The organism is Saprospiraceae bacterium (assembly GCA_016715965.1).
Lineage (GTDB): Bacteria > Bacteroidota > Bacteroidia > Chitinophagales > Saprospiraceae > Vicinibacter.
The window spans coordinates 1,764,966-1,778,003 of record JADJXG010000001.1; the positions used below are offsets into that span (position 1 = coordinate 1,764,966).

The 13,038-nt window shown below is 41.9% G+C and carries 7 protein-coding genes; 6 read left to right on the forward strand and 1 reads right to left on the reverse strand.

Annotated elements, in window-relative coordinates; all coding sequences use genetic code 11:
* Positions 1–133 precede the first annotated feature (133 nt).
* The 6 genes from IPM48_06685 to IPM48_06710 are packed head-to-tail and all read left to right on the forward strand — an operon-like array spanning position 134 to position 8,723.
* On the forward strand, positions 134–1,099 hold the full coding sequence (locus IPM48_06685) for a hypothetical protein (protein MBK9271266.1): 966 nt from the start codon (positions 134–136) through the stop codon (positions 1,097–1,099).
* Positions 1,077–1,580, forward strand: coding sequence for a hypothetical protein (locus tag IPM48_06690; protein MBK9271267.1), 504 nt, complete (start codon positions 1,077–1,079; stop codon positions 1,578–1,580). The genes IPM48_06685 and IPM48_06690 overlap by 23 nt, the downstream gene beginning before the upstream one ends.
* A 12-nt stretch (positions 1,581–1,592) precedes the next feature.
* Positions 1,593–2,945: a hypothetical protein gene (locus tag IPM48_06695; protein ID MBK9271268.1), complete on the forward strand. Its 1,353-nt coding sequence runs from the start codon at positions 1,593–1,595 to the stop codon at positions 2,943–2,945.
* A gap of 51 nt (positions 2,946–2,996) precedes the next feature.
* On the forward strand, positions 2,997–3,902 hold the full coding sequence (locus IPM48_06700) for a hypothetical protein (protein MBK9271269.1): 906 nt from the start codon (positions 2,997–2,999) through the stop codon (positions 3,900–3,902).
* Entirely contained in the window at positions 3,886–4,344 is a 459-nt protein-coding gene (locus IPM48_06705) for a hypothetical protein (GenBank protein ID MBK9271270.1), read from the forward strand. Before IPM48_06700 ends, IPM48_06705 begins: the two co-directional genes overlap by 17 nt.
* Entirely contained in the window at positions 4,344–8,723 is a 4,380-nt protein-coding gene (locus IPM48_06710) for a gliding motility-associated C-terminal domain-containing protein (GenBank protein MBK9271271.1), read from the forward strand. Before IPM48_06705 ends, IPM48_06710 begins: the two co-directional genes overlap by 1 nt.
* A 181-nt stretch (positions 8,724–8,904) precedes the next feature.
* Here the strand turns inward: IPM48_06710 and IPM48_06715 are convergent, their stop codons facing one another.
* A complete protein-coding gene (locus IPM48_06715) occupies positions 8,905–13,038 on the reverse strand; it encodes a hypothetical protein (GenBank protein ID MBK9271272.1) in 4,134 nt (1,377 codons plus the stop codon).

The following is a 13,038-nucleotide window of genomic DNA, read 5'->3' on the forward strand; positions in this document are numbered from 1 at the left end:
CTTCAAAAAATTGGATTGAAAAATCAGCAATAATTTATAAATGTATGATTTACACATTACGTTTAGATAAATATTATAATTCTTATTTGCCCAGCTGCAACAATTGATTAATTTTAAGCCTCAGCAAGAAGGGATGAAGCCAATCTTAACTCCTCCATCTAATCATGACCAGGTCTGGTACAATTACAAATCAGTATCCATTGCTCTGATCTCGATTATTGTCTTTTTTTGTTCGTGCACCAAAGAAAATATTAATCTCATTGGTGACAACGATCCGACCTCTGTGACGAATATTTCGCGATTGAAAATTGAAAATTATGTCAATCGACTCTTTATTGATTTGGTAGGTCGCGAACCTTTAAAATCAGAACTCGGCGTAGAAGTCGATACCCTACAAGCAAAGGAACTAAGTAGAGAAGCAAGACTGGATCTGATCAACAGATTGATGGATGACGATACTTTTCGAGAAGGCGAACGATCCTACAAAGCAGCTTTTTATCTGAATCTGTACAATCTGGCCAAAGTCCGTTCTCTGGAAAGTGTAACAGACGGTGAAATACAACTGAGAATGTCCCAACTTCGCAATGATGCCTGGAGAGATTCGATGGCCGGAAATTGGGAGCCATACTATAAAAGTCTGGAAAGTCTCAGGAAATACCAGGAACTGCTGGACAGCCAGCATCATTTATACGATGGACATATTCAATACCATCAAATGTTTAGCTATATTGTCAATAACAGCATTTTTGACCTCATTAACATGAACAGTTTTAATTTTATCAGAGCTGTGTACAATGAGCTTTTGTTTAGGCTGCCGACCGCACAGGAGTACGAAGCTGCTTTTGATATCATTGAGAAAGATATGCCCAGACAAGCATTTGGAAAATATTGTTCCGGAAAAAATGATTTTATCGAAGCAATGATTGAATCTCCATCCATGCTTGAGGGAATGATTATTTGGACCTTTCAGGTATATCTGAATAGATTTCCCTCTCCCCATGAGCTTGTCAGTTTATTGCCCGAATATTTACAACACAAGGACATCCGCTACATTATCCGTCAAATATCTGTAACCGATGAATACGCAGGATTTAAGTAAAATGAAATGGCTGTCCATGGCGTGCAGTCTTCTGCTTGGTTTTTCCAACTGTCAGAAAGATTTTTATGTCTATGAGATTGAAGACCAAACCATTCTTCCAGTCAATAGTCAGAAGATCAAACCCAAGTCTGTACCCCAATACATTTCCATTTTATACACCAATTTCTTTCAATTGGCGATTGGTCCTAACTCCATGCTTCAGGCTCAGCAAGCCATTGAATCCATCGGAGACAAGCAGGTAGCCTTTGATATTTTGTTGAGTAAATACATGAATGATGCCAGAGTCATTTTACCTACCGTGGAATCCATGAGAAATGATCCTGAAAGCTTTGTGAGAAATACCTACCGACGATTTTTGGTAAGAGAACCAACGGAAGCAGAATTAAACTGGATGCTCAATTTTATTAAAAGCAGACCCAATGTGACCCCTGAACATATTTACTTTGCCTTTGGCACTTCCAATGAGCATTTTCACTACTAAACCATTGCAGATATGAACAGGAGAAAATTTATTAAAAAATCTGCACTTGCTGCGGCAGGTACCATCGGGATGCCCTATTTATTACCAACAGGTTTGTTGTACGCAAGACAATCCTCCATGAAAGCGCAGCATGTGGTCTTTGTCCAGTTTGCTGGCGGACTGAGGCAACAAGAATCAGTGCTCCAGCGCTACCTCGCTGGAAGTCAGACAGAGCAGGTTGAAGGTAATATTATGTACAACCTATTGGATGGAAAAGCTCCTGAAGATAAAATAGCCTATGGCACGGATGACAATCAAAACAACATTGTCGGTGCATTTCCCATTAATCCCATATTGCAAACTCCACTGCAAAAACAAGGAGTTTTGTTTCCTGAGGTCCGTTTTTCCAAAGGTGGAGCTGGTCACTTCAATGGTTTGAGTACTGGTGTGTCCGGTAATTATTACACCACAGCGGGATTGAGACAAAGAACCGCTTCGCCAACTATATTCGAATATCTCAGAAAATATGCGGGATTTTCTGCAACGGATTGTTGGTCGATTGGTCAAAGCATTATCGGTTCCAGACCACTTTTGAATTATTCTGCCCATCCTGATTTTGGGAGACCTTACGGTGGAAATTTTATTGCACCGACGGTCACGTTTGGTGAGCCCGGGCAACAACATTTTATGGATTTTAAAAATTACCATCCCGACACGGACTATGAGATGATCCGTGAAGTGCGTGGATTTTTAAATAAAAATTTTACCACCAAAGGATTGGAAATTCCCCATTTGTACAACAGCCCTCACGAGGAAAACAGCATTCGTGAATTTGTCAGAGCTACCTTTGAAAAGGTCAAAGAAGGCCGGGTGACGATGCCACCTGTAAGCGACAATGGAGATCTGAGAACACTTGGATTTGCAGTGGAAGTACTTAGGTGGTTCAAACCAAAAATAAGTGTGGTAGATTTGAGCGCAGTCGATGTTTGTCATGGCAATTTTACCTCTTATCTAAAAAATGTGCATCGTGCAGATCACGGGATTGCTTTTCTTTGGAAGGAAATACAATCCATTCCGGGGATGAGTAACAACACCATCATGATTGTCATGCCGGAACATGGAAGAGATGAAGCACCGAATTCCATTAAAGATTTAAACGACTGGGTCTCTTATGATCATTCCGGAAGTCCAAATGCGAGAAGAATTTTTGCACTGATGGTTGGTCCGGGTGTGGACAGCAATTTGAAAGTAGGATCGGAAACCAATCCCGTAGGAGATGCTGCGGATGTGGTACCGACGATCGCCGATATTTTTGGAATCAAAGATAGGGTGTATGGTGCCGGGTTGTTGGATGGATCTGCCCGTTCATTTTTTGACAGAATGTAAGGAGCTGAAATGCGTACTACAAATATCTTATTCTTATTAATATCCACTCTGATGCTTTTTTTCCTTTCCTGTGAAAAAGCAGAGGTGCCCGACAATCCGTTTGTTGATTACGATCCAAAACAAGACACAGTTAAATTTATTTTTTTAGATCCGGATTCAAACTCGATTGCAGGTTTGTACACTTACATTTTCAAACCAACATGTGCAAATTCAGGATGTCATGATGGTACCTTTGACCCTGATTTCAGGACTTTGGAGAGTTCATACAATTCGCTTGTTTTCAGACAATCCATCAAAAGCGATGGAATTTATACTTATCGCGTCAAACCTTTTTTACCGGATAGTTCAGGGATCATGGCCAGGGTCAATGGCTTGGTCACTCCTATGATGCCCATTCAGTTGGAACCGGGTTCGGATTGGGAGCAAATGAAAACCCAATACATTTCTATGATCAGACGCTGGATCGAATTGGGTGCACCTGCTGTGGATGGCACCATCGCAATGGATGGGTTGCCGCGGATCAAACTGTTGGGCTGTATGGCCATCATAAACGATACTTTGAAGATGTATCGACGACCCTATAGCGGTCCCATTTTGATCGATAGTTTGACCGACAGCATAGATTTGTATTTTGCATTTAAGCACGACGCACAAGACCCATTGACTTTTAAAGGCAATCTCATTTCTTTTTGTGCAAATCCCCATGTATTTGACAGCACAGCAATAAATTACCAACTTGATCTGGTGGTTGCTCCAAGGCTTGATTGGGGATTGTACGGTAATCCGGTTTTGTACACCCACAGGATTAGAATTTCTATCAGAGAATTATTGCCAAATGAGAAAAATATTTACTTCAGAACTTACTTACAAGATCATCTCAATCCGATGACTGAGATACCGTCCGAAAAAGCCGTTTTTAGTCTCAAAAATTACATGTCCTTTGAACGAATACCTTAAATCAGTTTTGTTGGCTTTTGCCATTTTGGTTTTGATGTCATGTCATGAAAATGCGGACGAACCAGCTTTTTCCATTATTCCTGAAATCAGATTTGTCGGATTGTCTCATGATTCGATTGTCGAGTACAAGGATGTTTTGACCATTCATTTCAAATACCAGGATGGTGACGGAGATCTTGGATTTGAGGAGCCTGAATCTTATGCTATTTTTATTCGCGATGCTCGTTTGAGTAATTTTGATGGTTTCTACATGGGACCAGTGGCACCACCCGGGGCGTTGATTGCGGTACAAGGTCAATTAAAAGTAGAGTTTCCCAGTTTATTTGTTTTTGGAAATGGAAAATTCGAGCGCACCAAATATTTCATTTACATGGTGGACAGAGCGGGTCACAAAAGCAACGAGCTTACGACTCCAGACGTCATCATTAAAAAACCCGAATGATGATGACTGGTACTCTGTCCATTAAAATTTGGCCAAGTGTATTCATGATGCTATATGCGTTCGGCACTCTTTTGGGTCAGACAGAGTACAAAATGCAAAACAATCTCGTGCACGATTGTGAGGGAGTGTTGACTCATAGTGAGGAAGGCGAGGATAAAAATTATGACCACAACGAAGATTACACATTTACCATTTGTATTCCAGGTGCCACTTTTATTTATATCGATTTTGGATATTTTGCAACTGAGCGGACTTATGATGTCATGACCATTTATGATGGTCCGGATCGAAATTCTCCCGTGTTGGGTACATTGAGTGGTATCTTATTACCGGCTCCTAGTTTTGTGGCAAGAAGTGGATGTGTTACCATTCATTTTAAAAGTGATGACAACATTACGGCCAACGGGTGGAGAATGAATTGGAGAGCCGAGTTTGAACTCCCACCACCACCAACGATCAAAATTATATCAAATCTTGAGTGCCCGTTGAAAGATTTGGTTTTTGAACTGAGTTTTCCGGTTGCCTGTGATCAATTGGTTCCGGCCAATTTTAATGTTCTGGGTCCAGGCGGGGCCATGGTTTCAGAGGTTACCGTTTTAAATTGTATCAATGGGAAAGCCACCCAATTCAGTTTAAAATTTGTTCCAGCTTTGGACAAGCCGGTCAGTTACAGGGTAAGTTTTGTATATCAATACATTGATGAATGCGGCAAAGAACATTTATTGAGCAGTAGTTTGTTGTTTACCCTTAGCAATTGTCCTTTTTCAGTCGATATTTATTTAAAAGGGGACACTGTCTGTCAGGGAGCTTGCACTGAATTAGAAGCCATAACTACCGCAGACTTTAGACAAAGCTTCCGCTATCTGTGGTTGCCTGGCGGACAGACAAGCAATGTCATTCGTGTGTGTGACAGCGTGCAAACTTTATACACAGTCATCGCAACGGAAATTGGTACAGGTCTTACAGACACCGCCATTTTCATTTATACTCCACTGCAAATTCCGAAAATCCTTAATCCTGTTAGGGATACCGTCTGCGCAAACACTTCGAATTGGATGTATCAGGTGGACTTAGTTGGAGGTGATTTTTTTTCTGCGACCATCATTCCGGCAAACAGGAAAACTGGAATATATGAATTTTGGCGCAGGTCAGGTGGAAATGCAATTACATCAGATACGGTCCGATATATCGCGCCCAATGGTTGTGAAACCTCCGATGTTGTTTTTATTTTTCCCATCCGGGCCGGAGCAGATTTGAAGGCTTGCGTTGGAGATCCTCCCATTCGTTTGTCAGGTGGGAGTCCATCAGGTGGATTTTGGAGTGGGTCTGATTTGGATCCCAACGGCACGTTTGATCCCCAAGTTCCGGGTAGTTATAGTTTTCAATACACAGCTCCCAACGGGTGCATCGCATCCAAAAAGATAGATGTTTTCAATAACCCAAAAATTCTAAATCCTGTTTCGGATACGGTTTGTGCCTCAGCCAATAATTGGCAATATCTTGTGGATGTTCCGGGTGGTGATTTTTTTTCAGGCATCATTCCTCCCAATCAGCGTAAAACAGGACTGTATGAATTTTGGAGGATGGCGGGAGGAGACACACTCAGAGTGGATACAGTTACTTATGTGGATCCAAACGGATGCAAGGTGCGTGATACCATCTTTGTATTGCCGGTAAGCGCAGGAGCCATGCAGTCTGTTTGCCAGGGATCTCCGCCATTCAATTTGACTGGAGCTTCTCCTTCCGGAGGATTTTGGGTCGGGCCATATACCGATTCAACCGGCAGATTTAATCCCATTGATACAGGAACATTTACTCTTGTTTATCAAGCATTCAATGGATGTCAGGCTGAAAAAACAGTCAGAGTAAATCTGATTCCCTCGTTCCTCAACCCGATTCAGGATACCATTTGTGCCTCTGCTCCAAATTGGCAATACAGCACAAGTATTACCGGCGGTACATTCGCATCTTCATCGATTCCACCTGCTCAAAGCAGATCTGGAATTTATGAATTCTGGCGTTGGTCAGCTGGTTCGGGAGTTCATAGAGACGTAGTGAGTTACACAGCACCTAACGGATGCATTGTATTGGATACCGTGTTTATTTATCCCGTTTATGCTGGACCCACAGAAGCTGCCTGCCAGGGCAGTCTTAGCTTTCAGTTAAATGGCGGCACTCCATCCGGAGGATTTTGGTCTGGCCCTTTTGTGGACTCAGCCGGAAGATTTGATCCGACGCTTACAGGAACCTATATCATCAATTATCAAGCACCCAATGGTTGCATCTCCTCCAAGACTGTCAATGTTGGAGATAGTATTTCCATTGCCCCAATGGATACAATCTGTCACACACAGACCATACAACTCAATGCATCTCCCAGAGGTGGTATTTGGTCAGGAATTGGAGTCATTGACAGCATCAACGGACGCGTGGATGCGACCAAAGCCATTGCCAATCAATGGAACCGTTTTGTGTATAAAATAAATGGATGCCAAAAAACACAAGACCTATTCATGACTAAACCCAATGCGGGTGCTGATGTGCATATATGTCTGGGGCAGAGCAAACTTTCTTTACCGGAAAGAGGCAGATGGATTGGACCGGGAAGCTATGATTATAGCAAAAATGAATTTCTAATTGATACTTTGAAGGAAGGGAAATACAATTATATTCTCCACTTCAATTCTTGCCGCGATACTTTTGCTTTATTTGTTCACGATGTGCAATTGGACTCTCAAATTACAAATCCATTTTGTTTTGTGGATGAGGAAATTGATCTCAATACCATTTTATTGCCCAATCTTTTTCCAGGCAGTTTTACAGGCAATGGTGTGAGTTTGACAGACAGTGTATGGACTTTTAATCCACAAAGAGCAGGCCCCGGAAAACACACCATTGTATATGAGTCTTACGGTTGTCCGGACAGCACGGAGCTGGAAGTGGAAATACCTATCAGCTTTATGGAGTACAGTTTTTGTGACCGCAGTCCACCCACTATTCTTCCAATTAGTCCTACAGGAGGTGTATGGCAGGGAATCGGATTTTTGGATGAAAATACCGGCTTGTTTGATCCGGAATTATCCGGACTTGGCAGACATAAAGTGAGCTATATAACTCCGGCAGGATGCAGAGCAGATACCATAGTTGAAGTCATCGTTTTTGAACAGGTCGAAATCCAAAATGTGGATTTGCAATATTGTTTTAAAAATGAAGACATTCCTGTGACCTTAGCTCCTCCGGGTGGAGGATTTTTTATCAATGGGGTACTTTCTGCACCCATGTTTAATCCAGCTCTTTTAGGTACTGGCAACTGGGAATTGTATTACACCAAAGGTACAGGAGCCTGTGCTTCTTTTGACCGGAGCTACATTCGGATTCTTGCACCCATTACCAAGAGAAGTTCGAGTGTTTCAGACTCAATTTGTCCTGGCCAACGTACCACAATTTCAATCGATGCCTTTGGGGGAAGCGGAGGCTTAACTTATACCTGGGACCATGGACTGGGATTTGGAAGCAGTCATATAGTGGATCCCTTGGTGAGCAGCTGGTATGTGGTTACAGTGACCGATCAATGTTCAGATCCATTGATCGACAGTGTATATATTAAAGTTTATGATCCATTTGTTATCGATACCATGAGGGGGCCGGATGTTTGCTTTGGAGAAGAGACCTATGTAAGCATCAATCTGGATACTGCAAAGTATGACATCCGGTGGCAGACCTCCCCTCCTGCGATTGGTCCTAGATTATCGGGCAAGCCCGGTATTTACTCTGTTGAGATTACTGAATTGGCCACGGGATGCAAGCAAAGTACCGATATAGAGCTCCCCGGAGCAAAACCTTTGTCAGCTAATTTTGGTATCACCCCCAACCAGCCCTGCATTGACATTGTGGACAATACGGTAGAAATTATTGATCTAGGTGTGGGATATACAAGCGGCACAATAGATTTTGGAGATGGATCAGCTCCGGTTGATTTATTAAGTTCAGGACCCATTGTCCATCAGTACACGGATACAGGTAGTTTTGTCATTACGATGCGGGTGATGAATGATTTAGGCTGTGAAGAAGTAGTGCAAAGAATTATTTGTGTAAAAAACCTGGTGCGTGTTTTCATACCGACTGTATTTAGTCCAAACGGAGATGGCCGGCAGGATTTCTTTGAAATATTTAATGTGGGTGTGGATATTTTGAGATGGTCGGTCTTTGATCGATTTGGCGCAAGGGTTTTTGAAACAAATTCCGGAGATGACCGTTGGGATGGTTCTTTTAAAGGGAAACAGGTTGTGCCAGGAGTCTATGTCGTAGTGATCGAATACATCAATTCAGACAATGGAAAGAAAGAAATTTTTTATGGTGATATTACCGTGATTCGATAATTTCTTTAAACAAAAATGCAGTCAGGTCTCCGCTTTTATTTGGACTCAATAAATATCTTTAATAATATTAAAAGTAGTGTTTTTTATCCTGACTCAGCGTTCCTTGATTTGTAAAAGCTTTTAAGTTGATGTCTGGAATCAACTCCACTAATAATTTGAACCTAGTTATCCAAATGAATATTCATTTGCAATCGGGACAAACGATGGGATAAAACCGAATGTTCTTGAAAAGATTTGATAGAAAGACAAACAATTTATTTTTGTGTTTAACATGATTTCCCAATACATGAGGATCATTTATTCCATGACCATTTTTGGCAGTAGAATCCGGATCTTCTCTTTTTAATCCTGGAATCACAGTGATTACAGCAATGCAGCTGGATTCATTTCCCGAAGCATCGATGACTGTCAATGTTGCCAAATTAGGTCCCAAATGTTCGAAAGAAAATTCGTCCGGCTCCAGCAATCTATTTGCGATTCTGCAATTGTCTGTACTTCCGGCATCCACTTGTTCAGGTCTAACCTTGGTGGGAGGCCCAGTGGGATTGAGAATGAGAAGTTCTATATTGCGGCATCGGGCAATGGGTGGTATTTCATCCAATACCTCTACTTGCAACTGACAATTCCCCGGGTTACCGAATGCATCTGTTGCCGTTAACTGCACGGATCTTGAACCAATGTCACTGCATGTAAAATTGCTCTTGCTCAATTCGATTTTAGCAATTTTACAATTATCCCATTGTCCGGTCAGCACCTCCTGGACAAGTAGACTTCCCCTTCCGTTGCCATCAAGGCTAATTGCAGCGTCTTGACATTTGACTTCCGGTTGGATGGTGTCCACCACGGTTACTTGAGCTGTGCATGCTGAGGTATTTCCATCGGTATCTGTGGCGATCAATTGGACAATGGTCAGCATAGTATCCAAACAATCAAAACGGGACCGATCGTATGTAAGGGTAAATGGAAGACAACCACCACCCGAACCATCATCGATGTCAGACAATTGCAATTCAGCTTTTCCCAAACTGTCTAAATGCAGTTTTTTGTTTTTGCACTTTGCAAGTAGATCGGATTCTCCCGTGATCTGAACGTTTGTGGCACAATTGCTTGAATTTCCTGAGACATCAGTGGCGGTGACAATGATACTAACATCTCCTATGTCATTGCAATCAAATTCAGTTTTTGAAAAAGTGATGTCGACCTTTTCGCAATTGTCCGATTTACCACTGACCACATCCGATTCGACCAAGGTGTATCTGCCACTGGGTCCAAGCCGAACAATGGCAGATTGACAACTAAGCGTTGGAGGAATTTGGTCCTTGACGACAATTTGTATTTCACAGCTACTGGTATTCCCAGGTACATCAGTTGCAGTCAATTGAATGACTTGATTCCCGATATCCAGACAGTTAAAACTGGTTTGGACGGGAGTCAAACTTTTTATTCCGCAGTTGTCCAGTAAATTGAGTAACAATTTTTCCGATGGTATGGTACCAGCACCCATTTCATCCAGCAGGAGCATTTCCATATTTTGACAAGCCAAAGTCGGTGGATCCTGATCCTTTATTTGTAAAAGGATTTGGCATGCAGCGCTATTACCACTTTGATCCGTTACTTCAATGCTGATTTGCTTTTCTCCAACATCTGCACAACTAAATTCAAAAGAATTGGGTGAATAATTTTGAATGATACAATTGTCATTTGCAGCTGTCACAAGATCTTGCGCCAATACAGCATTTCTTCCGTTTCGATCTAGTAAGACCATTTGCATACCGGGGCATTGGATGCTTGGAGCGCTTAGATCTCTGATGATTAATTCTACCTGACAACTGGCAGTATTTCCTGACTCATCCGTGGCTGTAAAAATTTGTTGTCTGGTCCCAATGTCATTGCAATTAAACTGTAGTCTTGCAGGCATCACGTTGACATTTCCACAATTGTCGGAAGCAGACATAACCAAAGAGGAAGAAGGAATTTCCGCGATCCCTGTAGAATTCAAATCTTCAACAAGGTTTTGTATACAACTTATGGTAGGGGGGATTCGGTCATTAAGCGTGAGAGAAACACTGCAGCTTGATTGATTTCCCGAAGCATCTGTTCCTGTTAAATGAATTGTATGGACAACCCCTTGATGACATTGTACCACTGAAGGACTAAAACTGAGACTAACTGATTTACAATTGTCTGTCATCATTCCTTCAAAGTCTGTCAAGCTCAGATGATAATCGCCATTGGGGCTGAGATCACGTTGCAAATCGCGACAATTTGTAATAGGAGGAATTCCATCGCTGACCATCACATTGGATACGCAGGAAGACATTCTTCCTTGGGCATCTGTTACGGTCAGGATCACTGGAAACATTCCAATATCCTGGCAGTCCAGTATTTTGGGTTCGTATTGATAATGGGTGATGGCTGCTCCGGAGGTACTCCCTGCATCAATGTCTGCAATCAATAGCATGCTATGACCATCTGGATCCAGATATTTTTTGGCGTCTTTACATCGAGCAATTGGCTCTGCAACGGGTGTGGTATCCACTGGTCCAGTTTCCTTGTCTCGGGTCAGCACCCAAGTTAAAACTCCTGCTCCCACCGCTCCGGTTCCGATCCAAATCCACGGGATTTTGGTTTTTTTAATGGTGGCAAATGGATAATCGGGTTTGGTGGTTTCATCAATCAGACTGATGTGAGTCCAAGGGAAGGGTACAACGGTATAAGGGTTAAAGTCTTTTTTCATTCCTACCGGATCTTTTTGGTTAATGGTGGAATCATAGCTTTCACTCACCGTTGATTCCCAAAGTGTGATCATTTTTTTGGCGGGGTCGGGACTAAGTCTGGACATGCCATGATAATCATTAACCAGGTAGCTTGCTTTTCGTGTACCTCCTTTTTTGCTCTGATCCTGATCGTCTTTGACATGGATGTATTTCTGTCCATTTTTATTGTGTGTATAAGCGGTAGCTACCTGCCAATGCCCCCCGGTTCTAACCAGGGAATCTCTGGTTTTTTTGGATCCCTTTTTAATAGGCACTTTAATCACTTCGTAATAACCCACGTGAATTTCTACATCTTCTCCTTTTTCCATTTCGCTTTTAAACCATTCCCAATCTGGTTCCTTACCTTTACCACCTTTGTTTTGAGCCGTATTTTTACTAAATCTCGATTTAAGTATTGTATCATTGGTGCAATCAAATATACTCTGGTATTTGACATGGATGGGAAGCTTGTGTTCATCAATCAATGCGAGTTTTCCAGTGATAAAACTATCGACCCTTACTCCGATGGAATCATTTCGCGCCATATACCTTTTCAGTTTTTCCATGATCTTTTGCCGATCGTCCGGATTTTTACCTTTGAGATTTTTGTCGTACTTGTTGAGCCATTCAAGGCTGTTTGCGGCGGCAGCGGGACCACAGGCCATGGAATCTGATGGAGTTACTTTTGAATTTAAGTCTTCATTTCCCATTTGATTGATTCTGCTGTGGTTCTTTTGGGTTTCAGCGGGGTGCTTGGGTTTTGCCTTTGGGTCAGTCCCCTTTCCATCCTGTTGAAACTGTATCAGCTGATCATTTTCTGTCAGGATAAGAGGTACATGGTACACAAAAGTCTGTGGTGCTAACAAAAGACTGGCCTCAGCCCTAAAGTTTGCATTGTTCTCCAATTCTCTTCCTACCTTGAATTCAAATCTGTACCTTTCATACGCGGGACTGATGTCAGGAAAAGTAAACAAATAGGACCAGCCTTCTATCTCAGCCTCGGTGGATAAAAGTAAATTTTCAACAATCCAATATTTTTTATTGGTGCGAGGATCAATCATTCGCACATTTAAAACCTCATCTTCTGTACCTGGTGAAAACCGAATATTTAGATAGGCATGTTCAAACGGTTCAAAGTTGGGGCCGATCTCATAATAAATGTTTTCAAAAGCCATTTCTTTTATTCGACGATGATCAGTTGGGGTCCATTCCAACTCTATGGTATCTTCATCAGTTTCTACGAGTTGCGACCAGCGCTTGAACAAAGAGCTTAACCAACCGGGAGCTTGTTTATTCTCCGGGCTGACCAGTTTTTGCGCATTTTGTAAATTGGTAAGAGGAGCTGTGTTTCTGTTGTTTTCAAAATGGTTTTTTATTTTGTTGATTATTTGGACTGTTTGCGGATCTCCGGCTTCTTTTAAGCGATTTAAAACAGCCTGCATGTCTTTCAGAATCACTTCATTTCTTTTATGTTCTTCTGACAAAATAGTATTTTGCGCCTGTACTTTATTCCACAAAACGATCAGGCAAAGAATCGCTATGAATAGGAGATTTTTCAT

Coding starts and splice junctions, on each gene's coding strand:
- IPM48_06700 (MBK9271269.1), top strand. CDS start 2,997: ATGCTTTTTTTCCTTTCCTGTGAAAAAGCAGAGGTGCCCGACAATCCG.
- IPM48_06695 (MBK9271268.1), top strand. CDS start 1,593: ATGAACAGGAGAAAATTTATTAAAAAATCTGCACTTGCTGCGGCAGGT.
- IPM48_06685 (MBK9271266.1), top strand. CDS start 134: ATGAAGCCAATCTTAACTCCTCCATCTAATCATGACCAGGTCTGGTAC.
- IPM48_06710 (MBK9271271.1), top strand. CDS start 4,344: ATGATGACTGGTACTCTGTCCATTAAAATTTGGCCAAGTGTATTCATG.
- IPM48_06715 (MBK9271272.1), bottom strand. CDS start 13,038: ATGAAAAATCTCCTATTCATAGCGATTCTTTGCCTGATCGTTTTGTGG.
- IPM48_06690 (MBK9271267.1), top strand. CDS start 1,077: ATGAATACGCAGGATTTAAGTAAAATGAAATGGCTGTCCATGGCGTGC.